Origin of the sequence: Streptomyces yaizuensis (assembly GCF_034961445.1) — a bacterium.
Lineage (GTDB): Bacteria > Actinomycetota > Actinomycetes > Streptomycetales > Streptomycetaceae > Streptomyces > Streptomyces yaizuensis.
The window spans coordinates 276542-300619 of sequence record NZ_BSBI01000011.1 but is presented as its reverse complement, the minus strand read 5'-3'; the positions used below and the strand labels follow the sequence as shown (position 1 = coordinate 300619).

Below are 24078 nucleotides of genomic sequence, written 5' to 3'. Positions count from 1 at the left end.
GAAGGCCCGGCCATCGCCGTGAGGGCCCCGATCCCGTGTGGGATCGGGGCCCTTCCGTCGTCCCGGAGCCAGGGGGGAGGGTTCACCCCGGCGCGGGCGCCTGGCAGGATCTTCGGTGAAGGCCGGTGGTGGCCGGTGCTGACCGGTGCTGACCGGTGGTGCGCAGGGAACGGGGACGCGGGGATGAACGAGTCGAATCCGTACAAGAACGAGGGTGAGCCGGAGTACCAGTGGGGGCCCGCGCAGCCCTACGGCTATCCGCCGGAGGGCGGGCCCGGATACGGGTATCCGCAGGCGCAGCCCTTCGCGTATCCGCCGACGCAGCCCGCCGGGGTGCCCGTGCCCGCGCCGGGTTACGGGCCCGCGCCGGTGGCCGGGGCCGGGCCGGTGCTGGTGATCGGGGACATCACCGTGGTGGGTGATCAGATCCATACCCCGTCGGGGAGCATGCCGCTGAAGGGCGCGGTGTGGAACGCGATGGACCTGACGCGGATGGAGGAGAAGATCCCGACGTACGCCATCGTCCTCGCGGTCGTCTTCACCCTCGCCTGCCTGGTGGGGCTCTTCTTCCTGCTGATCAAGGAGAAGTCCCTCTCGGGCTATGTCCAGGTGAGCGTCTCCAGCGGCGGCAGGCACCACACCACGATGATTCCCGCGACCAACCCCATGGTCTTCCAGCAGATCATGGGGCAGATCAACCACGCCCGCATGCTGAGCGCGTAGGAGTCGGCGGGTCCCGTACCAGGAGGTGCGGGATCCCGTGGCGTAATTATTGTCAGGTGCATGACATTCATCCCCATCAACCCCCACCCGGGGGCAACTTGAACATGTTCAAAAGGAGGTCTACCGTCACTCCTGACAGCTTTTTTGAACACGTTCAAGGAGCGTGGACATGGACCTCAACGTGGTCTCGTACGTCGTCTATCTGCTGATCAGCGTCGCGCTGACGGTGTGGGTGGCCCGCACCCTCAGCAAGAACGGCCGGGTCTTCCTCTCCGACGTGATGCGAGGCGACGAGAAGCTCGCCGACGCCGTCAACCACCTCCTCGTGGTCGGCTTCTACCTCGTCAACCTCGGCTTCGTCGTCCTCTATCTGCGCGGCGACGGCTATGTGGAGACCGTCATCGACCTGTTCGACGCGCTCTCGCTGAAGCTCGGCGTCGTCCTGCTGGCCCTCGGCGCCATGCACCTGTGCAACGTCTATGTCCTCAGCCGGATCCGCCGCCGCCGGATGATGGAGCGCGAGCTGACACCGCCGGTCCCGCCCCAGGGCTGGACCCGGGTCGCCGACCGGATGCCGCCCGCCGCCGGGCAGGCCGGGGCATGAGCACCGCGACGGCAGTGACCGGAGTGCGCGGCACACCGGTACGGCAGCTGACGGTCCTCTACGACGCCCAGTGCTCCCTCTGCGTCCATGTGCGGCACTGGCTCCAGCGGCAGCCCCAGCTCGTACCCCTGCGGCTGGTCCCCGCCGGGTCCGACGAGGCGCACCGGGTGTATCCCGAGATCGACCACGGCGACACCCTGCGGGAGATCACCGTCATCGGCGACCGGGGCCAGGTCTACCGGGGGGAGGCCGCCTGGATCATGTGCCTGTGGGCGCTGGCCGAATACCGCGCCAAGGCGAAGTGGCTGGCCACCCCCGCGGGTAAGCCCTTCGTGCGGGTGACGCTGCTCGCCGCCGCCAAGTACCGCGAGCGCTCCGGCGCGCGGCGCCTGGAGCGGGGCCCGGCGCCCTGCGCGGACGGCTGCGACGTCCCCCATTAGGCTCGGACACCGTGACGGACGCGCAGCCCACCTCCAAGAGCACCCCCAAGAGCGAGCAGACCCGTACGCTCATCCTCGAAACGGCCCTCGGGCTGTTCCGGGAACGTGGTTACGACAAGACCACCATGCGGGCCATCGCCCAGGAGGCCGGCGTCTCGGTGGGGAGCGCGTACTACTACTTCTCCTCCAAGGAGCACCTGGTCCAGGGCTTCTACCACCGGATCGCCGCCGAGCACCGGGCGGCGGTCCGGTCCGTGCTGGACACCGAGACCTCGCTGGAGAAGCGGTTCGCCGGGGTGCTGCTCGCCTGGCTGGACATCGCTGAGCCGTACCACGAGTTCGCCGCGCAGTTCTTCAAGAACGCGGCCGACCCGGAGAGTCCGCTCAGCCCCTTCTCGCCCGAGTCGGAGCCCGCCCGGCAGGAGGTCGTCGCCGTCCACCGGGAGGTGCTGGCCGGGGCGCGCACCAAGGTCCCCGCCGAGCTGGAGGAGTCCTTCCCGGACCTGATGTGGCTCTCCCAGATGGGGCTGGTCCTCTACTGGGTCTTCGACCGGTCACAGGGCCGGGAGCGCAGCCGCCGGCTGGCCGAACGGGGGGCCCGGCTCACCGCGCGCGGCATCGTCCTGTCCCGGTTCCGGGTGCTCCGTCCGCTCGTCCACGACCTGCACGACCTGTTCGCCGATCTGCTGCCCGGCATGGCGCAGACCGCCGCCCGGCGGAAGGACAGGCGGAGCGGCGAGGGTGAGGGGGAGGAGCGAGGGAACGGGGGGCGGGAGTCGGCGGGCTCAGGTCGCTAGAGCCAGGTGAGCGACCACAGGCGCCAGATGCCCGTACCGTCGGTCAGATACTGCGAGCCGCCCACGTCCCGGGTGCTCAGGACGTACTCGGTCCGCTGCCAGAGCGGCAGCAGCGGCACATCCTCCGCGATCTTCCGCTGGAGCTTCTTGAAGTCGAGCGTGGCGCGGGAGCGCTGCTCGTACCGCTGGGTCGCGGCGATCAGCCGGTCGACGGTGTCGCTCCGGTAGCCCGTGTGGAGCGTGGAGTTCCGCCCGACCAGGGGCTGGGTGAAGCTGTCCGGGTCGGGGAAGTCGGGGAACCAGCCGACGAGGAAGGCGTCGTACGCGCCTTGGGTGAAGTTGCGCTGGTACTCCGTCCACTCCGCCGACGTGAGCCGGATCCGGAACAGGCCGGTGGCCTCCAGCTGCCGCTTCAGCTCGGCGGCCTCCTGCGTCGGCCCGGTGTCGGCCCAGTGGGCGAGGGTGAAGCGGACCGGAGTGCTCACCCCGGCGTCCTGGAGGATTTCGCGGGCGCGGTCGGTGTCCGCCTCGGGGTGGGCGTCGAAGAAGGGGTTGCTGTGGGCGAGTATCCCCTGCGGGATCAGGGAGTACAGCGGCTGGACGGTCGAGCGGTAGACCCGGTCGGCGAGCGCGCCCCGGTCCACGGTGGTCGCGATCGCCCGGCGTACCGCCCGTTCCGCCATGGGTGAGCCGGAGCCCAGGTTGAAGACGAGGCTGCGGGTCTCCGGGCTGCGGGTCTCCGTCATCCGCAGTTCGGCGTCGCTGGGGTCGAGCTTCGCGAGGACGGCGGCCGGGAGCTGGCGGTGGACGACGTCGAGGCCGCCGGCGCGCCGGCCCTTCGCCAGCTCCTCCGAGGTCGTGAAGTAGCGGACCTCGACCGGTCCGCCCGTGGAGCCGATGGCACCCCGGTACTCGGGGTTCGGTTCGAGCCGCGCCCGTACCCCCGTCTTGTAGGTCGTGAGGAGGTACGGGCCCGAGCCGGTGACCGAGGTGCCCGTGCGCAGCTTGTCCGCCGGGTAGCGGGTGCGGTCGACGATGGATCCGGCGCCGGTGGCCAGTTTCTGCGGGAAGGTGGCGTCGCCCGTACGGAGCCGGAAAGTCACTTTCTGGCCTTTGGCGGAAACGCTCTCCAGGGTGCTGAAGAGCGGCGCGGGGCCGAGCCGCGATTTGATCCTCAGCATGCGCTCGAAGGAGTACTCCACGTCGGCGGCGGTGACGGACCCGCCGCCCGCGAAGGTCAGGTCGTCGCGGAGTTCGCAGACATACGTGGTCAGCCCGCCGCCGGTGAAGCCGCAGCTCCGGGCCGCGTCCGGGACGGGGGTCAGCCCGCCCGGCCGGAAGGTCAGCAGCGACTGGAAGACATTGCTGTAGAGCGCCCAGGACCCGGCGTCGTACGCGCCCGCCGGGTCGAGGGAGGTCACCACATCGCTGGTGCCCACGGTGATCGGCTTTGTCCGCTTCTCTCCCGACGGCAGTGCCAACCAGCCGCCGATCGCCGTGACCAGCACGGCAACGGCGGTGATCCCTACGCGCGAGCGCGTCCACAGCATGATTGGAAGTCCCCTTCGAGCCACCCCCGGCGGCTCTTCACGCCACCCCGGCGGGAGTAGGGGATGAAACCATTACGACTCGGGCCGTGCCCAGAGCCGAAACGGGCCATTCACAATCCACTATCCGGCCAACTAAGCTTGGCGGGATGCGAGTTGGACGATCGTGACTTCCGACTCCGTTCCCACGCGCACGGGCGGGCCCCAGGCGCCCGCGCCCTGGGTGACGTAGAGCTGGGTGTCGCCGTACCGCTCCAGTCCGGCCACGGTGGGATTGGACAGTTCCGCGACGAAGTTGCCGGGCCAGAGCTGGCCGCCGTGGGTGTGGCCGGAGAGCTGGAGGTCGACGCCGTGCTCGACGGCGTCGTGGATCACTACCGGCTGGTGGGCGAGGAGGACGGAGGCCCGGGAGCGGTCCCGGTCGCCGAGGGCCTTGCCGAAGTCGGGCCCGTGGCCGATCGATTCGCCCTGGATGTCGTTGACGCCGGCGAGGTCGAAACCGCCCGCGATCTCGACGCGTTCGTTCTCCAGCGGCTTGAGGCCCAGCTCGCGGACGTGGTCGATCCACTCCCCCGCGTGGGAGTAGTACTCGTGATTGCCGGTGACGAAGAAGGAGCCGTGGCGGGCGCGCAGCTGGGCGAGGGGTTCGGCGGCGGAGCCCAGGTGGGCGACGGTGCCGTCGACCATGTCGCCGACGACGGCGATCAGGTCGGGCTGGGCGGAGTTGATGACGTCGACGATCCGCTGGGTGTGGCTCCGGCCCAGGATGGGGCCGATGTGGATGTCGCTGACGACGGCGATCCGCAGGCCGTGGGCGGAGCGGGGGAGCTTGGCGAGCGGGACGGTGACGCGTTTGATCCGGGGGCCGCGCAGGACGGTGTGGGTGCCGTGGGCGACCGTGCCGAGCGTGGCGGCGACAGCGCCCGCCCCGACGACACGGGAGACGAAGAGGCGGCGGGAGACGGCACGGAGCGCCGCCGGGGCGGGCTCGGACTCGGGGGCGGGGGCCGGAGCCGGGGCAGGTGCTTCGGCGGCCGGTGTGTCGACGGCGGGCGTGTCGACGGCGGGCGTGCCGGCAGCCGGCTTGATCTCGTGGGCCGCCGAGGCGTCCGCGGTGGCCGCGTCGGCGCCCGCCACCACAGGGGTGCCGTCGGTCTGCGGCACGGTGGCGGTTTCGGTGTCGGTGGCGGTGTCGGTGCCTGTACTCGCACTGATTCTCGTGCCCGCAGGGGCTCCGGTTCCTGTTCCGGATCCGTTTCCGAATGACGGTGCCTGGGGTACGGGCGCCGTGTCCGCCTGGGCTGCCGCGTCCCGCGCATCCGGCGGCGGGCTGGTTTCCGCGGTGCCGTCCCCGGCCCGCCGGTCGCCCAGACGGAGCCAGACCGCGCGTACGGCCTCACCCACGAGCAGTGCCAGCACCAGGTAGAGCAGGATGGCCAGCCAGTAGTAACCGGGCCAGGCGAGCAGCCGTTCCAGCCAGGGCGGCGCCCCGGCCCGGCTGGCGAGCACCGCGCCCACCGACAGCAGGGGCAGTACGCAGATCGCCACCGTCCCGATCCGGCGGGCCGCTCCCGGGCCGCGCGTCGTGTCACGGACGATTCTCCGCCACACATACCAGTGCGCCCCCACCAACAGGGCGATCACCGCGATCATCACCAGTAAGACGACGGCAATCACAGACAGCTCCCCTATTCTTCACGCCGCAGAGCGCGAACCCCACGCAACCCGATGACTCCCACGACCGTCCCCAGAATCAGGGATGTGACCGCGAGCAGCAGGTGAACCCAGAAGTAACCCGTCGGGTCACCTGCCTCGTCGAACGCCAGTCCGCTGCCGTCCGCCCACAGGTTCTTGATGAAAGTGATCCAAATGGCCCAGCTCCACACCCCGAAGGCGAGAAGGAACATGGAGACGGGGCGGCTGAGCTTCATGGGACCAGTATCACGGGTGGGGCGGAGGCGCGTCCGTCCGGGTGGGCTGACTCAGCGGTCCCCCCGGCGAGTCATGAACCCGATAAACATATTTTCTGTCTTTGCCTGTACTTTCACCTGCGTGTCTGTCGTGAAGAACTCCGTGAAGGCGAGCGGAAGGAAGACCGCGCTGGTGGTCGCCGCCGCCGCGCTGCTCCCCGTCCTGGCCGCCGCCCCCGCCGCCTCGGACACGCACGACGACAAGCCCAAGGCGAAGCAGGGCACCAGTGCGGCCCGGAAGCAGCCCAACCCCCCGGCCGCCATGTCCACGGTCGGCGGCGCCCGGCTGGGCATGGCGGGCACCCAGGTCAGCCTGGGCCGGGGCGCCCCCGTCCTCCCCAAGGACCTGACCGCCCGCTCCTGGATCGTCGCCGACGCCGAGAACGGCGAGGTGCTGGCCGCGCACAACGCGCACTGGCGGCTGCCCCCGGCGTCCACGCTGAAGATGCTCTTCGCGGACACCCTGCTGCCCAAGCTGCCGAAGGCCACCACCCACAAGGTCTCCGCCGCCGAACTGGAGGACGTGGGTCCGGGCAGCAGCATCGTCGGTGTGGAGGCGGACCAGTCCTACTCCATCCACGATCTGTGGCTCGGTGTCTTCCTGCGCTCCGGGAACGACGCCGTCCATGTGCTGTCCGCCCTCAACGGCGGCATGGACCGGACCGTCCGGGACATGCAGGCGCACGCGGAGGAGTTGCAGGCCCTGGACACCCAGGTGGTCTCTCCCGACGGCTACGACGCCGCCGGGCAGGTCTCCTCCGCGTACGACCTCACCCTGATCGCCCGCAGCGGCCTCCAGAAGAAGGACTTCCGCGAGTACTCCTCCACGGTCCGTGCGGACTTCCCCGGCGAGGGCGAGATCGTGAACACCAACCGGCTGCTGACCGGCGACTTCGGGCTCGCCCCGTACAAGGGCATGGCCGGGGTCAAGAACGGCAACACCACGCACGCGGGCGCCACCTTCACCGGGGTCGCGGAGCGGAACGGGAAGGTGCTGCTGGTCACCGTCATGAACCCGGAGTCCGAGGAGAACAACGCCGTCTACAAGGAGACCGAACGGCTGCTCGACTGGGGGTTCTCGGCGGCGGGCCGGGTCACCCCGGTGGGCGAACTGGTGCCGCCGAAGTCCGCCGCGCTCGGGGACACGGGCGGCGCGGGGCCCTCCCAGGGCGCGAGCCTGGCGCCCGGGGGGAAGCCGGCGGCGGCCGCGGCGGCGACGTCGGCGCGGGCCGAGGGCTCGTCCGGGGGGATGGGGATCGCCCTCGCGGTCATGGGCGGTGTCCTGGTGGTGCTGGCGGGCGGGATCTTCGTGGTCAACCGGCGCTGGCCGACCCGCCGGAGCTGAGCGGAGGACGGCCCGCGCCGGTGTCACCTGTCGGCGCGTCGGTGTCGGCCTCGGTGCCCGTGTCGGCTTCGGCTTCGGCTTCGGCTTCGGCTTCGGCTTCGGCTTCGGCTTCGGCTTCGGCTTCGGCTTCGGCTTCGGCGGACGGTGTCGCCGTCCAGGCCGCGCAGTACAGCAGCAGCTTCGCCGTGAAATTGATCCACAGCAGCAGCGCGACCGGCACCCCGAAGGCCCCGTACAGGCTCTTCGACGCCACCTCCTGCATATAGCCGCTGAGCAGCAGCTTCAGCAGTTCAAACCCCACCGCGCCGAGCACCCCCGCGACGATCAGCCGCCGGCGCGGCGGCCGTACCCCGGGCAGCAGGGTCAGCAGATAGAGCAGCATCAGGAAACCGGCGACAGCGGCGACGGCGAGCGCCGCGACCGCCAGCAGCGCACCCCCGGCACCGCCCCGGTCGATGCCCAGCCGGTCCGCGCCCCAGCCGACGGCCGACGTACCCAGCGCGGAGGCGACCAGCGAGGCCAGGGCGGTCGCCCCCAGGCCGAGCAGCACCCCGGCGTCCTTGACCTTCCGGAGCAGGAAGTTCCCCTGGTCCTCGTCGTCCAGGCCCCAGACGGCCCGCAGGCAGTCCCGCATCGAACCGACCCAGCCGACGCCGGTGACCAGCAGCAGGGCGCCCGCGACCAGCCCGACCGTACCCGCGTTGGCGACCAGCGAACCGATGTCGAGCCGGTCGGAGATGCCGGGCACCTGCTCCCCGATCCGCTGTTCGAGCCGGGCCACCCGGTCGGTCCCGAGCAGCCCGGCGGTGACGGCGGCGGCCACGGTGAGCAGCGGGAAGAGCGCCAGAAAGCTGAGGAAGGTGATGGCCGCCGCCAGCCGCGCCCAGTGCGCCCGCTCCAGGGTCTCGTAACTGCGCCAGGCGTGGGTACGCATCAGCCACGCCCCGCCGGGCACCTTGGTCAGCCAGTCCATGCCGTACGCCTACCCCGGGAAGATCGCCGATCACAACCGTTCCCGGACCGGCCGCCGGACCGGGAGCCGGGCCGTTCGCGGGGCCGTTCGCCGGACCGACCGCCGGGCCGTTCCCGGGGCGTCGTCACAGGCCCGCGACCGCGCAGGCGTACATCGCCGCCCACACCAGTCCGATCACCGCGAGCGGCCGGTCCCGCAGCACCACGTCCTCGGGCTCGCCCGCCGTGCCCCGGTCCGCGAAGACGGCGTACCGCAGCACCGCGAGGATGAAGGCGATCACGGACAGCTGTCGCCAGGGCAGCAGCGACCCGCCGGCGCACGGCGCCGACGCCGGGCAGCCACCCGTCTCCAGCGCCCAGAGGCAGTAGCCGAGCACGGCGACCCCGGCGGCGAGCTGCCAGACGAAGCGCAGATAGCCGGTGGTGTACTCGGTGAGCAGGGCCCGGGTCGCGCCTCCGCCGTCCGCCAGTTGCACGGCCTCGGAGTACCGCTTCGCCGCCACCATGAACAGCGCGCCGAAACCGGTGGTGATGAGGAACCAGCGGGAGAGCGGGATCCCGAGCGCGACCCCGCCGATCATCGCCCGCAGCAGAAAGCCGGTGGTGACGACGGCCATGTCGACGACGAGGACATGTTTCAGCCAGACGCAATAGGCGAGTTGCATCGAGAGGTACGCGGTGAGCAGCGCCCCCGTCATGGTGTTGCAGAGTGCCGCCGCTCCGGTGACGGCGAGGACGGCGAGCAGCGCGCCCACGGCGTACGCGACGGCGGCGGGCACCTCCCCGGCGGCGACCGGCCGTCGGCACTTCACCGGGTGGGCGCGGTCGGCGGCGGCGTCGCGGGCGTCGTTGACGAGGTAGACCGCGCTGGCGGCGGCGGTGAAGAGGGTGAAGACCACCAGCAGCTGGGCGAGGTTGTGGCGCGAGTCCAGTTCCCCGGCCGCCGCGGGGGCGGCGGCGACCAGGACGTTCTTGACCCACTGCCGGGGTCGTGCGGTACGGAGCAGACCGGCGGGCAGTCGGCCCGCCCCCTGCGGTAGGGGGTGGCCCGGCCGCCCGGGGCGCTCGGGCCGGTCGAGGAGTACGGCGCCGCGCTCGGTCATGACCGGTCGCTCCCGTGCTGCCGGGGGGTGTGCGCCCACCGGGTTCCCGCGTGCGCGGCGAGGACGCCCAGCGCCGCGCCCGCCGCGATGTCGGTGGGGTAGTGGACGCCGAGGACCAGCCGGGAGAGGCACATCGCGGCGGCGAGCCCGGTCACGGCGGGGGCGCAGGGCGTGGGCAGCAGCGCGGCGAAGACGGTGGCGGCCGCTGCCGCGGAGGCGGCGTGCGAGCTGGGGAAGGAGTACCGGCTGGTGGCACGGAGGCCGATGGCGCTGTTGGTGCTTTTGGTGCCGCTGGTCCAGAGGCTGGCGGCGCGGAGACCAGCGATACGGAGGCCAGTGGCTCGGAAGCCAGCGGTACGGCGACCAGTGGTACGGAGCAGGGGGCGCCGCCGGCCGCCGGGGCCGGCCCGGTTCGCGGGCGCTGTTCCGCGTACGGAACCGGGGTCCCTCCGTCGTACGGGGCCGGGGTCCGCCCCTCGTTCAGCAGCGGGGCCTCGTGCGGCCGTCCGGTCCGACGCTGTCGGGCGGTCCCGCCGGACCACGTGTTTCACCCCCGCGCTGGTCATGTGCGCCCCGGCGACGACGGCCGTCGCCCGGAGCCACGCGGTGCGCCGGGCGCGGTCCGCCGCCGCGCCCGCGAGCCCTGCCGCGAGCCAGAGCGCCGCGTGCTCACCGGCGAGGGAGAGCCCCCGCGCCGCCGCCGCGATCCCCGGCAGGTCCGCCCCGCCGCGTACGGTCAGCGCCAGGAGATCCCGGTCGACCGCCGCCCAATCCTCGTATCCCATCCGCCGCCCCTTCCGCCGGTCCGTCCACGGAGCCTTCCGCCGTGTCTCTCGCTTGAGCCCGGCCCGACTCTTCTGGGCCCACCGCCGACAATTCACGCCATTCTTTGATGACACTCCTTTAATCACCCATTTCGGCGAGTCCGTTGAGCACTACAAAAATGTGGGCATAAGCGGCGATACGGTCGCAGCTATGTCTGCTGCCGACATCCATCCCGGCCCCGTGCCGCCGCCCGAAGCGGACCCCGGCGACCCGTTCGTCACCGTCTCCGGCTGGGGCCGCACCGCACCCACCACGGCCTGTGTGCTCCGGCCCCGTTCCCCCGAGGAGGCCGCCGACGCGGTGCGCACATGGGGCGTACGCGGCGGCATCGCCCGCGGGCTCGGCCGGGCCTACGGCGACGCCGCGCAGAACGCCGGCGGCACGGTGCTCGACATGACCGCGCTGCGCCGCGTCCGCTCCATCGACGCGGAGGCGGGAACCGTCCACTGCGACGCCGGGGTCAGCCTGCACCACCTGATGGAAGTGCTGCTGCCGCTCGGCTGGTTCGTACCGGTGACACCCGGCACCCGCCACATCACCGTCGGCGGAGCGGTCGCCTCCGACATCCACGGAAAGAACCACCACGTCAGCGGCTCGTTCTCACGCCATGTGCAACGGCTCGAACTGGTCACCGCCGATGGCGAGATCCGTACCCTCCACCCCGGCACCGAACTCTTCGACGCGACCACCGGCGGCATGGGGCTCACCGGCGTGATCCTGTCGGCGGTGCTCCGGCTGCACCGCGTCGAGACCTCGCTGATGTCCGTCGACACCGAACGCGCCGCCGATCTCGACGACCTGATGAACCGGCTCGCCGCCACGGACCACCGCTACCGCTATTCGGTCGCCTGGATCGACCTGCTCGCCCGGGGGCGGGCGCTCGGCCGCTCGGTTCTCAGCCGGGGGGACCACGCACCCCTGGACGCCCTGGACGCGCGGGCCCGGCGGGCGCCGCTGGCGTTCCGCCCCGGCCGGCTGCCCGCGCCACCCCCCTACGTACCCCGGGGGCTGCTGACCCGGACCACGGTGGGGCTGTTCAACGAGGCCTGGTACCGGGGGGCGCCCCGCTCGCGCACCGGCCGGCTCCAGTCCCTGACGTCGTTCTTCCATCCGCTGGACGCCGTACCGCACTGGAACCGGATCTACGGGCGGGACGGCTTCGTCCAGTACCAGTTCGTCGTCGCCCACGGCCAGGAGGAGACCCTGCGGCGGATCGTGGGGCGGATCGCCGAACGCCGCTGCCCCTCCTTCCTCGCCGTGCTCAAACGCTTCGGCGAGGGCGACCCGGGGTGGCTGTCGTTCCCGCTGCCCGGCTGGACGCTGGCGCTGGACCTGCCCGCCGGACTGAGCGATCTGGGGCCGTTTCTGGACGAGCTGGACGAGGAGGTCGCGGCGGCGGGCGGACGGGTCTATCTGGCCAAGGACTCCCGGCTGCGGCCGGAAATGGTCACGGCCATGTATCCCCGGCTCGGTGACTTCCGTGCCCTGCGCGCCGGTCTGGACCCCCACGGAATCTTCGCCTCCGACCTCTCCCGCCGCCTCGCCCTCTGAGCCCCCGGCCCTTCTGGCCTCGTCAGCCCTTTCGACCCGTTCCGGTCCCTTCCGGTCCCTTCCGGTCCCTTCGATCTCTCCGACCCTCCGGTCCCTCTGGTCCCTCCAGTCCCACAACGCGCTCAAGGAGCAGCAGCCATGAAGGACGCCTTCGGCACCCCGCAGTCCCTGCTCGTCCTCGGCGGCACCTCGGAGATCGGCCTCGCCGTCGCCCGGCGGCTGATCACCCGCCGTACCCGTACGGTCTGGCTCGCGGGCCGGCCCTCACCCGAACGGGACGCGGCGGCCCACGGGCTGCGCGCGCTCGGCGCGGACGTCCGTACGGTCACCTTCGACGCGCTCGACCCCGCCGCGCACGAGGAGGTGCTGGGGAAGGTCTTCACGGAGGGCGACATCGATCTGGTGCTGCTCGCCTTCGGTGTCCTCGGCGACCAGGCCAACGACGAAGGCGACCCGCCGTCCGCCGTCCGGGTCGCCCAGACCAACTACACCGGCGCCGTCTCGGCCGGACTGGTCTGCGCGGCAGCCCTCCAGAACCAGGGCCACGGCTCGCTCGTGGTGCTCTCGTCGGTCGCGGGCGAACGGGCCCGGCGCACCAACTTCATCTACGGCTCCAGCAAGGCCGGGCTCGACGCCTTCGCCCAGGGGCTCGGGGACGCGCTGTACGGGACCGGGGTCCATGTGATGGTCGTACGCCCCGGTTTCGTGCGTACGCGGATGACGGCGGGGCTGCCGGAGGCGCCGCTCGCCACCACCCCGGAGGAGGTGGCCCTGGCGGTCGAACGGGGGCTGCGGCGCCGTTCGGAGGTGGTGTGGGTACCCGGGGCTCTGCGGGTGGTCATGGCGGCGCTGCGGCATGTACCGAGGGCGATTTTCCGCCGGCTGGATGTGTGAGGCGGCCGGGGAGCGGGGTCAGGACTCAGACTCGGGCTCAGGCTCAGACTCAGGAGGTGACAGCGGGACCGGCCGGCTCCGGCTCGTCGACCGGCTGGCCCTGGGCAGGAACGGAGCCGATACCTCCGCCGAACGCGAACTCGCGCAGCTTGCGCCAGACGCCGTCCGGCCCCTGCTCGTACAGGGCGAAGGAGGCGCAGGTCCAGGCGGCCTCGAAGTCGGCCAGCTCCGCGTACGCCCGGTCCATGGCCGGCTCGTCGATGGCGTGCGCGACGGTGACATGGGGGTGGTACGAGAACTGGAGCTCGCGTTCGAGCGGGCCCGATGCGTCCCGTACCCGCTTCTGGAGCCAGGAGCAGGCGGCGGCGCCCTCCACGACGTTGACGAAGACCACCGGTGACACCGGCCGGAAGGTGCCGGTGCCGCACAGCCGCATGGGGAACGGCAGGCTCGCGGCCGCGACCTCGGTGAGGTGGGCCTCGACGGCGGGCAGCAGCTCCGGGGCGGCCTCGGTGGGCGGCAACAGGGTGACGTGGGTGGGAATGCCGTACGCGGCGGGATCCCCGAAGCACGCGCGCCGCTCCTGGAGCAGGCTGCCGTAGGGCTCCGGGACCGCGATCGAAACGCCGAGCGTTACGGTCCCCACGTCGTTCTCCTTCAGTCATCCAGGGGCGCGGGCGGGCCCATGGAACGGTGGTCACCATCGGGTGGTGGTCGTACAGGCGCCAGTGTGGCGGCTGTACGGCGGATGTGGCCAGAGGCGTTGGACACACGGGCCGGGCCCCGGCCGGCCCGTGCCGATCCCGCCCCCCGGAAACCGGGCCGCCGGCGGGGCCCGGCGCCGGGCGTACGGGGGCGATGCCGGGCCGTACGGGCATGCGTACGTCCGTGCGTCCGGTCGTACGGGCATCCAGGTGTGCCCCGGGGTGCCCGGGGCACAGGGACCGGCGGGGCAGTGGCCGGTGGACCGCTGCCCCGGGGTCACCGCACGGGGGTCCTGGCTCCGAGGGCCTGGGTCCGGGGGGCCTGGATCCGGGGATCAGGTCCTCGGAGGGGCGGGCCCGGGTCAGGCACTCGCGGACTCAGGGCCTCGCGGGCTCAGGGCCTCGGGGGCTCAGGTCCTCGGGGGCAGCAGGCCGATTCTGTCGTACGCGGCGGCCAGCGTCCCGGCGGCCACGGCACGGGCCTTCTCCGCGCCCCTGGCCAGGATCACGTCCAGCGTGTCCGGGTCGTCCAGGTACTCCTGGGTCCGGGCCCGGAACGGAGTGACGAACTCCACCATCACCTCGGCGAGATCGGTCTTGAGCGCCCCGTACATCCGGCCCTCGTACTCCTTCTCCAGCTCGGCGATGGTGCGGCCGGTGAGGGTGGAGTAGATGGTCAGCAGATTGCTCACGCCGGGCTTCTCGGCCGGGTCGAAGCGGATCACCGTGTCGGTGTCGGTGACCGCGCTCTTGACCTTCTTCGCGGTCGCCTTCGGCTCGTCCAGCAGGTTGATCAGGCCCTTGGGCGTGGACGCCGACTTGCTCATCTTGATCGCCGGGTCCTGGAGGTCGTAAATCTTCGCGACCTCCTTGACGATGTGCGGGGCGGGCACGGTGAACGTGTCGCCGAAGCGGGTGTTGAAGCGGTCGGCGAGATCGCGGGTCAGCTCGATGTGCTGGCGCTGGTCCTCGCCCACCGGCACCGCGTCCGCCTGGTAGAGGAGGATGTCGGCGACCTGGAGGATCGGGTACGTGAAGAGCCCCACGGTGGCCCGGTCGGCACCCTGCTTGGCCGCCTTGTCCTTGAACTGCGTCATCCGGGACGCCTCGCCGAAGCCGGTGAGGCAGTTCATCACCCAGCCGAGCTGCGCGTGCTCCGGGACATGGCTCTGCACGAAGAGGGTGCAGCGCTCGGGGTCGAGACCGGCGGCCAGCAGCTGCGCCACGGCGAGCCGGGTGTTCGCGCGCAACGCGGCCGGCTCCTGCGGAACCGTGATCGCGTGCAGGTCGACGACCATGTAGAACGCGTCGTGGGTCTCCTGGAGCGCCACGTACTGGCGGACCGCCCCGAGGTAGTTCCCGAGGTGGAACGAGCCGGCGGTGGGCTGGATACCGGAGAGAGCCCGGGGACGGCGGTGCGGTGCGGCGTCACCGTGGGGAGCGCGGGAGGGCTGTACGGGGGTGACGGGCGGGTGCTCTTGGGCCATGTCCTTCATTCTCTCAGGTGGGGAACCGATCTCCGCTCGGCGGTGTAGAAAAGGCGTGAGCACGCGGAGGGGGGCCGTGGAGGTCCTGGAGGAGGGCCGCAGCGTCATCGACGAGGGGGCGGTGATCGCCCGGGTGCGCGCCGGCGAGCCGGAGGCGTACGCGGAGCTGGTGCGCGCCCATACGGCGGTCGCGCTGCGGGCCGCCGTGGCGTTCGGCGCCGGGTCGGATGCCGAGGACGTGGTGCAGAGCGCCTTCCTCAAGGCGTATCAGTCGCTGGGGCGGTTCCGGGAGGGCGCGCGGTTCCGGCCCTGGCTGCTGCGGATCGTGGTCAATGAGACCAGGAACACACTGCGGTCGGCCGGGCGGGCGCGGGAGCTGGTGGGGCGGGAGGCATCGCTCCTGAGGCCCGAGCCGCTGATACCGGAGTCGGCCGACCCGGCGGTGGCCGCCATCGCCGTCGAGCGGCGTACGGAGCTGGTCGCCGCCCTGGAGGAGTTGAGCGAGGAGCAGCGCACCGTGGTCGCCTACCGCTATCTCCTGGAGATGGACGAGGCGGAGACGGCCCAGGCGCTGGGGGTCGCCCGGGGCACGGTGAAGTCCCGGCTGAGCCGCGCGCTGGCCAAGCTGGGGCGGGTCATAGGAGCCGAGGGGAGGTGAGAGGAGGTGAGGGGTGTGAGCGACGGCGGTGGTGAGGGCAGTGGTGACGGTGCCGGCGGGCCGTGGTGGCGCTGGAGGCGCGGCGGACACGGACAGCACGACGAGAGCGGAGAGCACGGGGCGATGAGGGACGGTCCTCCGGTGGGCGGTCCGCTGGGCGGTCGGGAAGGCTCGCGGGTTTCCAGGGATCCGGCTGTCGGTCATCCGGTTGTCGGGGATCCGCCGGGGGCTGAGGAGCTGGCGGAGGAGCTGCGCGCGCTCGGGCGGGGGATCAGGATTCCCGATGTGTCCGGCGGGACGATGGCCGAGCGGGTCCTCGCGCAGCTGATCGCCGACGCGGTGCCCACTCCCGCTCCCCCGCCGCCCCGCCGTTCGGAGCGGCTGCGGCTGTGGTTGCTCGGGCGGTGGCGCAGACCGGCCCTGATGCTGTCCGGGCTGGCGTCCGGCACCCTCGTGGTGTTGGTGCTCACCCCTCCGGTGCGGGCCGAGGTGGCGGATTGGTTCGGCTTCGGCGGAGTGCAGGTGCGGTACGACCCGCCCCGGTCCGGCGGGCACACCTCTTCCGCGCCGTCGGCGGATCCGTCGGACCCGTCGGACCCGCGCGTCCCGTGGTGCGGGAGCACGGTGGCCCGGTCCGACGCGGAGCGCCGCGCGGGGTTCCGGGTGCGGGTGCCGGAGGCGCTGGGCGAGCCGGACGCCGTGTCGGTGACGGCGGGGCCCTCGGGTCGTTCGCTGGTCAGTCTGTGCTGGCGGGAGCGGGGGCGGACGATCCGGCTCGACCAGTTCCCGGGCAGGATCGGCTTCGGCTTCGCCAAGACGGTCACCGCGCCACCGCACTGGCTGAGCATCGGCGACAGCGAGGCACTCTGGTTCGACCGGCCGCACCGGCTGAAGTCCGCGCTCCAGGACGACCGGGGCGGTGAGTGGCCGCAGAGCGGGCGCGAGGCGGGGCCGACCCTGCTCTGGATCGACGAGGAGGACGGGATCACCCTGCGGCTGGAGGGGGTGCGGGAGCAGGCCCGGGCCGAGGAGATCGCGGCCTCGGCCGCCGATACCGGTACCGACGCGGACGGCGGGTCCGCCGGCCTCGAGTAGAACCGGGAGAGCGGGGGGGGGATCCCGTCCCCGGCGGCGGATTCCGCCGGAGAGAGGGAACCTGACCGGGCTGGCCGGTGTATCAGAGGTGACCCGGCGCGGAGGGGCCGCGCCGGGGAGCCGAATGGGGGACGTGATGCGTGAGCCAGGACTGCTTCCTCGATCGCGACGGCGAGCGCCGGAGCTGCCACGACCGCTGAGGTCTTCGCCGGAGGGGCGGCCCCGGGGGCTGCGCGCGCCGCTGTGGCCGCGCCGGATCGCCGTGCTGCTGACGATGTTCGTGCTGAGCTGCTTCGTCGCACCGCCGGCCGTGGCGGGCGGGCCGACGAGTGTGCTGCTCACCTCGCCCGCCACGACCAGGGCGACCGCTTTTTACAACGACGGTGAGGGCAGCGTCTATGAGCGGCTGTTGTCCCTGCTGACCCGTTCGACCGGAGGCGGGCGGGCGGAGCGGCCGTCGTCGGTCAGCGAGCTTCCCACGGAGAACGGGCAGGTCAATGTGGCCTGGATGGCGCACGAGATAGCGCCCTGGCGGGTCGACCGGGTCTATCCGCAGCCGAAGGGGGTTCTGTGGGTGGAGACCATCGAGGATGTCCAGACGATGCAGAGCGCCTGGCACAAGGCGGAGCGGCCCAAGGAGCTGCGGGCGCTCCTCAAGGAACTGGGGCTGATGTCCGGGCCGGGTGATGCGGGTCAGGAGCAGAGCGGGGAGGGGAGCGCGGCCGAGGGGACCGGCGGGGCGGCCTCCGACGCCACCGGGGGTGGAGAGCAGGCCCCGGCCCGGTCCCTGGAGCGGACGGCCGCGTCATCGGATGCGGCCACGGCGGCCACGGGCTGGTGGTGGTCCCTGCCGGGGCTGGCCGCCGGCGCGCTCCTGGCCCTGCTGGTGGCCCGCCCCTGGGCGGCCAGGTTGTCTCAGCCACGCATCCGCCGCCGGGGCACCCTCGGCGACCCGGGCCCCCGCCGCCAACTTCTCGACGGCTGACCCCGTCCCGCCCGGCCACCTGCTGGCCGGGCGAGCGGTCGGCACCCGCCGGAGGGGCGGGCAGCCGACCGGGCCCGCCGGACAGGGCTGGACAGGGCTGGACAGGACCGCCCGGCCAAGGAGACCCGGAAGGGACCGGGTGGACCAAGAGGTCCAGAAGCCCAGAAGCCCAGGAGGTCAGGAGGTCAGGAGGTCAGGAGGTCACGAGCCCAGGGAGCCAGGGGTCAGGGAGCCAGGCCGGGGGCCGGGTATGCGGCCATCAGTTCGGCGACCTCGGCGCGGATGACCGCGAGCGCTTCCTCGTCGCCCGAGCGGGCGGCGGTCACGCCCCGGTCGATCCAGTCGGCGACGGTGGTCATGTGCCCGGTGTCGAGTCCACGCGAGGTGAGGGAGGGGGTGCCGATGCGGATGCCGGAGGGGTCGAAGGGCTTGCGGGTGTCGTACGGGACGGTGTTGTAGTTGACGACGACACCGGCCCGGTCCAGGGCCTTGGCGGCGACCTTGCCCGGGACGTCCTTGGGGCTGAGGTCCATCAGGATCAGATGGTTGTCGGTGCCACCGGAGACCAGATCGAAGCCCCGGGCGAGCAGGGCTTCCGCGAGCGCGCGGGCGTTGGCCACGACGGCGTGCGCGTAGTCGCGGAAGGCGGGCCGGGCGGCCTCGTGCAGGGCGACCGCGATGGCGGCGGTGGTCTGGTTGTGGGGACCGCCCTGGAGTCCGGGGAAGACCGCCTTGTCGATGGCCTTGGCGTGTTCCGCGCGGGACATCAGCATCGCGCCGCGCGGGCCGCGCAGGGTCTTGTGGGTGGTCGTGGAGATCACGTCGGCGTGGGGCACCGGAGAGGGGTGCGCGCCGCCCGCGATCAGTCCGGCGATATGGGCGATGTCGGCGACCAGGACCGCACCGGACTCGCGGGCGATCTCGGCGAAGGCGGCGAAGTCGATCGTGCGGGGCAGGGCGGTGCCGCCGCAGAAGAGGATGCGGGGGCGTTCCTTGAGGGCCAGTTCACGTACCTGGTCGAGGTCGACGAGACCGGTGTCCTTGTGTACGCCGTACTGCACGCCGCGGAACCAGGTGCCGGTGGCCGAGACACCCCAGCCGTGGGTCAGATGGCCGCCCATCGGCAGGGCCATGCCCATGACGGTGTCGCCGGGCTCGGCGAAGGCGAGATAGACGGCGAGGTTGGCCGGGGAGCCGGAGTAGGGCTGGACATTGGCGTGGTCGACGCCGAAGAGGGCGCGTGCGCGGTCGACGGCGAGCTGTTCGACCTGGTCGATGTTCTGCTGGCCCTCGTAGTAGCGGCGGCCGGGGTAGCCCTCGCTGTACTTGTTCTGGAGCACCGTGCCGGATGCCTCCAGCACGGCGGCGGAGACGTAGTTCTCGCTGGGGATCAGGCGGAGGGTGTCGGCCTGGAGCCGTTCCTCGGCGTGGATCAGGGCCGCCAGTTCCGGGTCGGCGGCGGCGAGGGCGGGGTGCTCGGGAGAGGGGGAGGAGGGGGAAGGGGCGGGGGGATGGGAGGTCATGGCGTGTTCTCCGGGTCCTGGTGACGTCAGGGCTGCCCGGGGCGCCCAGGCGGGCGGCGCCTCGTACCGTTCCTGCGCGCACGGCTCCCCCGCGGTTCCTTCCGCGTTACGCCAGTCGCCCTGCGTACTCCCACCTTAGGACGTGGGTGTGCCGGGAGGTTTCCCTGTCCGGCATGCGAGCGACGATAGAACCAGGGGCGGCACCCCGCCCCACGCAGGACGCCCTGTCTCAGGAAGATGATGAGGAGATCCCGTGTCTGCTTCCGAGCGTGCCATCGCAGCGGCCGAGGCCCACAGCGCGCACAACTACCACCCGCTCCCCGTCGTCATCGCGTCGGCGGAGGGCGCCTGGATGACCGATGTCGAGGGGCGCCGCTATCTCGACATGCTCGCCGGTTACTCGGCGCTGAACTTCGGCCACGGCAACAGAAGGCTCCTGGACGCGGCCAGGGCCCAGCTGGAGCGGGTCACGCTGACCTCCCGCGCCTTCCACCACGACCGGTTCGCCGACTTCTGCACCCGACTGGCGGAGCTGTGCGGGATGGAGATGGTGCTGCCGATGAACACCGGCGCGGAAGCGGTGGAGACGGCGGTGAAGACGGCCCGCAAGTGGGGCTACCGGGTCAAGGGCGTGCCGGACAACCTGGCGAAGATCGTCGTGGCCGCCGACAACTTCCACGGCCGGACCACCACGGTGATCAGTTTCTCCACCGACCCGGAGGCGCGGGCGGACTACGGTCCGTACACGCCGGGGTTCGAGATCGTCCCCTACGGCGATCTGACCGCGATGGACGCGGCGGTCACCGCGGAGAACACGGTGGCGGTGCTGCTGGAGCCGATCCAGGGCGAGGCCGGGGTGCTGGTGCCGCCGCCGGGGTATCTGGCGGGGGTCCGCAGGCTCACCAGCGAGCGGAATGTGCTGTTCATCGCGGATGAGATCCAGTCGGGTCTGGGCCGGACCGGCCGGACCTTCGCCTGTGAGCACGAAGGCGTGGTCCCCGACGTCTATCTGCTCGGCAAGGCGCTGGGCGGTGGTGTGGTGCCGGTCTCCGCCGTGGTCTCCTCCCGCGAGGTGCTGGGGGTGTTCCGGCCCGGCGAGCACGGGTCCACGTTCGGCGGGAATCCGCTGGCCTGTGCCGTCGCCCTGGAGGTGATCGCGATGCTCCGCACCGGCGAGTACCAGCAGCGCGCGACCGAGCTGGGCGAGCATCTCCACCATGAGCTGGGGCTGCTGGCGGGCACCGACGCCGTCCGGGCGGTCCGGGGCCGCGGGCTGTGGGCGGGCGTGGACATCGCCCCCGCCCTCGGCACCGGCCGGCAGATCTCCGAGCGGCTGCTGGACCGGGGTGTCCTGGTGAAGGACACCCATGGGTCGACCATCCGGATCGCCCCGCCCCTGGTGATCAGCAAGGAGGATCTGGACTGGGGTCTGGACCAGCTGAGAGCGGTTCTCTCGGCCTGACCGCCGGGCTTCCGGCCGTCTGACCACCGGGCCGCCGGGCTGCCGAGCCGCCGAGCCGCCTGACCACCAGGCAGCCCGGGCAGCCCGAGCCGCCCGGTGGTCAGAGGATCACGTGGGGGATAAAGCGTGCGTAGCCGTCGGTGACCGGGCCGGCGGACTCCCGGATGCCGAGTCCGGCGGCCTCGTCCTCGACCACCCAGGCGCCGAGGACCACCCGGTTGCCGTCGAAGTCGGGCAGCGGGGCCAGCTCCTGGTAGCAGCAGGGCTCGTCGCGGACCACGGGCGGCTCTCCCGGCGGGTGCAGGGTGACGCCCGCGCCCTCCCGGCCCAGGAGGGGTTTGGTCACATAGCCGCGCCCGTCGGCGAGTTCCCGGGGCCCGTCGAGATAGGCGGGCACCAGGTTCGGATGTCCCGGATACAGCTCCCACAGGATCGCGAGCAGCGCCTTGTTGGAGAGGAGCATCTTCCAGGCGGGCTCGATCCAGCAGGTGGTCCCGGTGCCGCCACCGTTGTCGAGGGTGTCGAGGACGTGCGGGCCGAAGCTGTCGGTGGCCAGCCACTCCCACGGGTAGAGCTTGAAGCAGGTGCGGATGAACCGCAGCCGTTCGTCCACGAAGCGGCCGGAGAGCCGGTCCCACCCGATCCGCTCCACCGACAGTGCCTCGGTGTCCAGCCCGGCCTGCTGGGCGGTCTCGCGCAGATAGGCCACCGTCATCAGGTCCTCGCCCAGCTCGTCCGCGTCCGAGTGGGCGAAGTGCACCGGCCCGGGCGGCAGCAGCCGGGCCTGTCGCCGCCAGGCCCCGACCAGCCGCTCGTGGAGCGAGTTCCACTGGTCTGCGCCGGGGAAGCGTTCCTCCATCCAGAACCACTGCGGGCTCGCCGCCTCGACCAGCGAGGTCGGGGTGTCCGCGTTGTACTCCAGCATCTTGGCCGGGCCGGTGCCGTCGTAGCGGAGGTCGAAGCGGCCGTAGAGGGACGGCAGCTCGGCCCGGCGCCGCCAGGACTCGGTGACGAGACCGGCGAGCCGGGGGTCGGTGATGCCCAGCTCGGCGAAGCGGTCCCGTTCCACGATGTGCGCGGCGGCGGCCAGGCACATGGTGTGCAGTTCCTCGACCACCTCCTCCAGCTGCTCGACCTCGGACAGCGAGAAGACGTAGTAGGCGCTCTCGTCCCAGTAGGGGCGCAGCGAGCCGTCGGGGAACCGGGTGAGCGGATAGACGCAGCCCTGTTCCTCGACGGTCTCCTGCCAGCCCGGGCGGGGTTCGATGGTGTGGCGTTTCATGGGGTCCTCGGTCCGGCCGGCCGGGCGGGCCGGCTCAGCCGCCGCCGGAGCCGGAACCGGAGCAGCCGAAGCCGTTCCGCTCGACCGCGCTCTTGTCGAAGCTGCCGCCCTCGACGGTGCCGCCCGTGATGTCGCCGCCGTAGTAGTAGCGGCCCTTGCCGGTGGAGCTGCCGCACTCGTAGCTGGGCAGCTGGTCCCGGGAGAGCGGGTCGGCGCAGCGCCGGTCGGGTTCCGATCCGCAGGAGGTGATCGTCAGCGCGAGCACTCCCATGCCTCCGAGCACCACCGTGCTGGACCTCAGTCTGCGTCGTGGCATCAGCCGTCCGCCCCCCGTCGTTGAAGAGTTCGACAGCGGAACCGCTGTCTGAATATGCCGAATCGCCCGCCAGACTAGTGGGAACCAGGAGGTCGGTTTCAAGCCGGTACGCCGATCACCTCGTTCCGGACCGTGGCCACAGCTCTCCCGGGATCGGGTCCGGGGCTCTCCCAGGACCGGGTCCGGGGTGCGGAACCGGGCGCACACGCACCTCGGGGCAGCACCCGGCAGAGCGCGTCCAGGGCCCCTGACCAGGCGCTCTCGCTGGGGCGCCCGTACCCGACGACCAGCGCGTCCCGCCCCGGGGGCAGTCGAGGGATACATCCGGGGGGCGGAACGCGGACAGGCCCTCCGTCTCCAGTACCTCCCGGGCGGCGGGCGCGCGCTCGGCCGCCGCCGGGCGCGCGGCTCATTCCGCCGGGAGGTCGCCGCCCTTCCGGTTGCGCTCACGGAGGGCCTGCATACGGGACTCGTACGCCTCGGCACGCGCCTTGCGGCGGGCCCGGTCCTCCTCCAGCAGCGCCATCATGCGCTCGTGCCGAGGCGACAGTTCGAGCGGCGGCAGGTCCTCCGGTTCCTGCCAGAGGCCCTCGTCCTTCAACTGCTTGACGTGGGCGGACGGCGGCGGCTCGGGGTCGTGGTCCGACGGCCGGGGCGGCTCCGGACCGTCGGGACCGATCCGGACGACCTGTTCCACCCGGATGACCCGGAAGCGGCGCCCGAGGACCGTGACGCCCATGCCGCGCTCGTCGTCCAGCCGGTCGGCGGCGCGGGCGTAGGCCTGCTCCTCCTCCTCGGTCAGGTCCTCCATGGCCGGTTTGAAGACCCGGAAGTGCGTCGACAGCGTGGCCCGCGCGCTCTGCGGTGTCGGGCAGGCGCCCAGGTAGGAACGCCAGCGGCCGCCCTCCTTCTCGGCGATGGCGAACTCGGCCGGCAGCAGCACCGTCCCGGGGTGAGTGTGCCGGGCGAGACGGGCGTCCCGGAAGACCTCCTCCGACACGGCGCTCGGCGTGATCACGAAGTTCGCCAGATCGAAGCGGAGCAGCCCGTCGGAGAGTCCGGTTCCGGTGTACGGGTCGATCAGGAAGCCCTGGGTCCGGCTCGGCGGCGTGAGGGAGTCCCCCGGCGCGCCGCGCGCCGGGTCGGGATCGGACGGGCGCGGCGGCTCCGGACCGTCGGGCCCCATCCGGATGAACTGCTCCCCCCGGACGATCCGGTAGCGGCGGCCGAGGACCCTCATCTCGTCCACGGCGACCCAATCCAGCTTGTCCACCGCCGCCATCAGGGCCCTGACCCGCTTCTTGCCCTGCGCCTGGGAGGCCATCTGACGGAAGTGGGACCCCAGCCCATCACGGGCGTCCTGCGGGGTGAAGCCACCCGTGTCCAGGATCTCCCAGCCGCCGAGATCCGACTCCCGGGTGTAGTGGAACGTGGGCGTCGTCCCCATCCCCATCAGCTCCGGATAGCGCTCGCGCGCCCGCAGCGCCTCCTCCTCCGCGAAGGCCGCGATGGGTCCCTGCTGGGGCATCACCCGGAAGGTCAGATACGCGGGTGCTCCCTCACCGTACTCGTTCATGCGCTCAGTGTGTCCGCTCCCCGGCGCACGGATGCCCCGAATACCCGAACGGGACGGCGCTGCGCGCGGGCAGGACCCGCCGTGGAACGGGAACCGCCCCCGCCGCCTGGGAAAAGGCGGACGGGGGCGGAACACGGGAACAGATGACCGAGGCCGTGGAGCGGGCCCGAAGCCTCCCGGGACCGGCTCAGAAGAGTCCTCCTAGGGGATCCTGCGGAC

23 protein-coding genes, 1 pseudogene and 1 riboswitch are annotated in these 24078 nt (G+C 72.1%); of the genes and pseudogenes, 11 read left to right on the top strand and 13 right to left on the bottom strand.

Features of this window, described 5'->3' with window-relative positions; all coding sequences use genetic code 11:
* Positions 1-183 precede the first annotated feature (183 nt).
* The 4 genes from SYYSPA8_RS25705 (at position 184) to SYYSPA8_RS25690 (ending at position 2564) form a co-directional block, all read left to right on the top strand.
* Complete coding sequence (locus tag SYYSPA8_RS25705; RefSeq protein WP_323449673.1) at positions 184-723, top strand: hypothetical protein; 540 nt, start codon at positions 184-186, stop codon at positions 721-723.
* A gap of 169 nt (positions 724-892) precedes the next feature.
* Positions 893-1327, top strand: a complete 435-nt coding sequence (locus tag SYYSPA8_RS25700) for a hypothetical protein (protein WP_323449672.1) — start codon at positions 893-895, stop codon at positions 1325-1327.
* The gene (locus SYYSPA8_RS25695; protein ID WP_323449671.1) at positions 1324-1767 is read left to right on the top strand and encodes a thiol-disulfide oxidoreductase DCC family protein; all 444 of its coding nucleotides are present in this window, start codon (positions 1324-1326) and stop codon (positions 1765-1767) included. The genes SYYSPA8_RS25700 and SYYSPA8_RS25695 overlap by 4 nt, the downstream gene beginning before the upstream one ends.
* An 11-nt stretch (positions 1768-1778) precedes the next feature.
* Entirely contained in the window at positions 1779-2564 is a 786-nt protein-coding gene (locus SYYSPA8_RS25690; RefSeq protein ID WP_323449670.1) for a TetR/AcrR family transcriptional regulator, read from the top strand.
* Here the strand turns inward: SYYSPA8_RS25690 and SYYSPA8_RS25685 are convergent.
* The 3 genes from SYYSPA8_RS25685 to SYYSPA8_RS25675 all read right to left on the bottom strand — a co-directional run bounded on the left by SYYSPA8_RS25685 (position 2561) and on the right by SYYSPA8_RS25675 (position 6042).
* Positions 2561-4114, bottom strand: coding sequence for an ABC transporter substrate-binding protein (locus SYYSPA8_RS25685; protein ID WP_323449669.1), 1554 nt, complete (start codon positions 4112-4114; stop codon positions 2561-2563). The genes SYYSPA8_RS25690 and SYYSPA8_RS25685 overlap by 4 nt on opposite strands.
* 132 nt (positions 4115-4246) lie before the next feature.
* Complete coding sequence (locus tag SYYSPA8_RS25680; RefSeq protein WP_323449668.1) at positions 4247-5788, bottom strand: metallophosphoesterase; 1542 nt, start codon at positions 5786-5788, stop codon at positions 4247-4249.
* Between the two features lie 11 nt (positions 5789-5799).
* Positions 5800-6042: an SCO4848 family membrane protein gene (locus tag SYYSPA8_RS25675; protein ID WP_323449667.1), complete on the bottom strand. Its 243-nt coding sequence runs from the start codon at positions 6040-6042 to the stop codon at positions 5800-5802.
* 121 nt (positions 6043-6163) lie between these two features.
* On the opposite strand from SYYSPA8_RS25675, the gene SYYSPA8_RS25670 reads away from it, so the two are divergent.
* Positions 6164-7426, top strand: a complete 1263-nt coding sequence (locus SYYSPA8_RS25670) for a D-alanyl-D-alanine carboxypeptidase family protein (RefSeq protein WP_323449666.1) — start codon at positions 6164-6166, stop codon at positions 7424-7426.
* Here SYYSPA8_RS25670 and SYYSPA8_RS25665 read toward each other — a convergent pair.
* From SYYSPA8_RS25665 to SYYSPA8_RS25655, 3 genes are all read right to left on the bottom strand, one after another.
* Positions 7395-8399, bottom strand: a complete 1005-nt coding sequence (locus SYYSPA8_RS25665; protein ID WP_323449665.1) for a YihY/virulence factor BrkB family protein — start codon at positions 8397-8399, stop codon at positions 7395-7397. The two genes, SYYSPA8_RS25670 and SYYSPA8_RS25665, sit on opposite strands and share 32 nt — an antisense overlap.
* A 124-nt stretch (positions 8400-8523) precedes the next feature.
* Positions 8524-9501: a decaprenyl-phosphate phosphoribosyltransferase gene (locus SYYSPA8_RS25660; protein ID WP_323449664.1), complete on the bottom strand. Its 978-nt coding sequence runs from the start codon at positions 9499-9501 to the stop codon at positions 8524-8526.
* Positions 9498-10286, bottom strand: coding sequence for a phosphatase PAP2 family protein (locus SYYSPA8_RS25655; RefSeq protein WP_323449663.1), 789 nt, complete (start codon positions 10284-10286; stop codon positions 9498-9500). Before SYYSPA8_RS25655 ends, SYYSPA8_RS25660 begins: the two co-directional genes overlap by 4 nt.
* Positions 10287-10476: 190 nt before the next feature.
* Between SYYSPA8_RS25655 and SYYSPA8_RS25650 the strand changes: the two genes are divergently transcribed.
* Positions 10477-11877 (top strand): FAD-binding oxidoreductase, encoded by a 1401-nt coding sequence (locus SYYSPA8_RS25650; protein WP_323449662.1) that lies wholly within the window; start codon positions 10477-10479, stop codon positions 11875-11877.
* Between the two features lie 138 nt (positions 11878-12015).
* Positions 12016-12771: a decaprenylphospho-beta-D-erythro-pentofuranosid-2-ulose 2-reductase gene (locus tag SYYSPA8_RS25645; RefSeq protein ID WP_323449661.1), complete on the top strand. Its 756-nt coding sequence runs from the start codon at positions 12016-12018 to the stop codon at positions 12769-12771.
* Positions 12772-12820: 49 nt separating this feature from the next.
* Here the strand turns inward: SYYSPA8_RS25645 and SYYSPA8_RS25640 are convergent, their stop codons facing one another.
* On the bottom strand, positions 12821-13417 hold the full coding sequence (locus SYYSPA8_RS25640; protein WP_323449660.1) for a 2'-5' RNA ligase family protein: 597 nt from the start codon (positions 13415-13417) through the stop codon (positions 12821-12823).
* Between the two features lie 468 nt (positions 13418-13885).
* Positions 13886-14962, bottom strand: a complete 1077-nt coding sequence (gene trpS / locus SYYSPA8_RS25635; RefSeq protein ID WP_323449659.1) for a tryptophan--tRNA ligase — start codon at positions 14960-14962, stop codon at positions 13886-13888.
* Between the two features lie 55 nt (positions 14963-15017).
* On the opposite strand from trpS, the gene SYYSPA8_RS25630 reads away from it, so the two are divergent.
* The 3 genes from SYYSPA8_RS25630 (at position 15018) to SYYSPA8_RS25620 (ending at position 17700) form a co-directional block, all read left to right on the top strand.
* Positions 15018-15620, top strand: a complete 603-nt coding sequence (locus SYYSPA8_RS25630; RefSeq protein WP_407706079.1) for an RNA polymerase sigma factor — start codon at positions 15018-15020, stop codon at positions 15618-15620.
* Between the two features lie 285 nt (positions 15621-15905).
* Positions 15906-16715, top strand: a complete 810-nt coding sequence (locus tag SYYSPA8_RS25625; protein ID WP_323449657.1) for a hypothetical protein — start codon at positions 15906-15908, stop codon at positions 16713-16715.
* A gap of 262 nt (positions 16716-16977) precedes the next feature.
* Positions 16978-17700 (top strand): hypothetical protein, encoded by a 723-nt coding sequence (locus tag SYYSPA8_RS25620; RefSeq protein ID WP_323449656.1) that lies wholly within the window; start codon positions 16978-16980, stop codon positions 17698-17700.
* 224 nt (positions 17701-17924) lie between these two features.
* Here SYYSPA8_RS25620 and SYYSPA8_RS25615 read toward each other — a convergent pair whose 3' ends face one another.
* Positions 17925-19223, bottom strand: a complete 1299-nt coding sequence (locus tag SYYSPA8_RS25615) for a serine hydroxymethyltransferase (RefSeq protein WP_323449655.1) — start codon at positions 19221-19223, stop codon at positions 17925-17927.
* A gap of 36 nt (positions 19224-19259) precedes the next feature.
* A riboswitch (ZMP/ZTP riboswitch) is annotated at positions 19260-19352 on the bottom strand.
* A gap of 124 nt (positions 19353-19476) precedes the next feature.
* Between SYYSPA8_RS25615 and rocD the strand changes: the two genes are divergently transcribed.
* Positions 19477-20685 (top strand): ornithine--oxo-acid transaminase, encoded by a 1209-nt coding sequence (rocD, locus tag SYYSPA8_RS25610; protein ID WP_323449654.1) that lies wholly within the window; start codon positions 19477-19479, stop codon positions 20683-20685.
* A 100-nt stretch (positions 20686-20785) separates the two neighbouring features.
* On the opposite strand, the gene SYYSPA8_RS25605 is transcribed toward rocD, so the two are convergent.
* The 4 genes and pseudogenes from SYYSPA8_RS25605 to SYYSPA8_RS25595 all read right to left on the bottom strand — a co-directional run bounded on the left by SYYSPA8_RS25605 (position 20786) and on the right by SYYSPA8_RS25595 (position 23859).
* Positions 20786-21967 carry a glutathionylspermidine synthase family protein gene (locus tag SYYSPA8_RS25605; RefSeq protein ID WP_323449653.1) on the bottom strand — a complete coding sequence of 394 codons (1182 nt, stop codon included), beginning with the start codon at positions 21965-21967 and terminating at the stop codon, positions 20786-20788.
* Between the two features lie 34 nt (positions 21968-22001).
* Positions 22002-22283 (bottom strand): hypothetical protein, encoded by a 282-nt coding sequence (locus SYYSPA8_RS25600; RefSeq protein ID WP_323449652.1) that lies wholly within the window; start codon positions 22281-22283, stop codon positions 22002-22004.
* Between the two features lie 215 nt (positions 22284-22498).
* Positions 22499-22683, bottom strand: a pseudogene (locus SYYSPA8_RS38420) (PLP-dependent aminotransferase family protein); the annotation flags it as partial.
* Between the two features lie 9 nt (positions 22684-22692).
* Positions 22693-23859, bottom strand: coding sequence for a DUF5954 family protein (locus tag SYYSPA8_RS25595; RefSeq protein ID WP_323449651.1), 1167 nt, complete (start codon positions 23857-23859; stop codon positions 22693-22695).
* Positions 23860-24078: the final 219 nt, after the last annotated feature.

Coding starts and splice junctions, on each gene's coding strand:
- SYYSPA8_RS25675 (WP_323449667.1), bottom strand. CDS start 6,042: ATGAAGCTCAGCCGCCCCGTCTCCATGTTCCTTCTCGCCTTCGGGGTG.
- SYYSPA8_RS25600 (WP_323449652.1), bottom strand. CDS start 22,283: ATGCCACGACGCAGACTGAGGTCCAGCACGGTGGTGCTCGGAGGCATG.
- SYYSPA8_RS25595 (WP_323449651.1), bottom strand. CDS start 23,859: ATGAACGAGTACGGTGAGGGAGCACCCGCGTATCTGACCTTCCGGGTG.
- SYYSPA8_RS25605 (WP_323449653.1), bottom strand. CDS start 21,967: ATGAAACGCCACACCATCGAACCCCGCCCGGGCTGGCAGGAGACCGTC.
- SYYSPA8_RS25660 (WP_323449664.1), bottom strand. CDS start 9,501: ATGACCGAGCGCGGCGCCGTACTCCTCGACCGGCCCGAGCGCCCCGGG.
- SYYSPA8_RS25695 (WP_323449671.1), top strand. CDS start 1,324: ATGAGCACCGCGACGGCAGTGACCGGAGTGCGCGGCACACCGGTACGG.
- SYYSPA8_RS25685 (WP_323449669.1), bottom strand. CDS start 4,114: ATGCTGTGGACGCGCTCGCGCGTAGGGATCACCGCCGTTGCCGTGCTG.
- SYYSPA8_RS25665 (WP_323449665.1), bottom strand. CDS start 8,399: ATGGACTGGCTGACCAAGGTGCCCGGCGGGGCGTGGCTGATGCGTACC.
- SYYSPA8_RS25655 (WP_323449663.1), bottom strand. CDS start 10,286: ATGGGATACGAGGATTGGGCGGCGGTCGACCGGGATCTCCTGGCGCTG.
- SYYSPA8_RS25700 (WP_323449672.1), top strand. CDS start 893: ATGGACCTCAACGTGGTCTCGTACGTCGTCTATCTGCTGATCAGCGTC.
- trpS (WP_323449659.1), bottom strand. CDS start 14,962: ATGGCCCAAGAGCACCCGCCCGTCACCCCCGTACAGCCCTCCCGCGCT.
- SYYSPA8_RS25645 (WP_323449661.1), top strand. CDS start 12,016: ATGAAGGACGCCTTCGGCACCCCGCAGTCCCTGCTCGTCCTCGGCGGC.
- SYYSPA8_RS25705 (WP_323449673.1), top strand. CDS start 184: ATGAACGAGTCGAATCCGTACAAGAACGAGGGTGAGCCGGAGTACCAG.
- SYYSPA8_RS25650 (WP_323449662.1), top strand. CDS start 10,477: ATGTCTGCTGCCGACATCCATCCCGGCCCCGTGCCGCCGCCCGAAGCG.
- SYYSPA8_RS25615 (WP_323449655.1), bottom strand. CDS start 19,223: ATGACCTCCCATCCCCCCGCCCCTTCCCCCTCCTCCCCCTCTCCCGAG.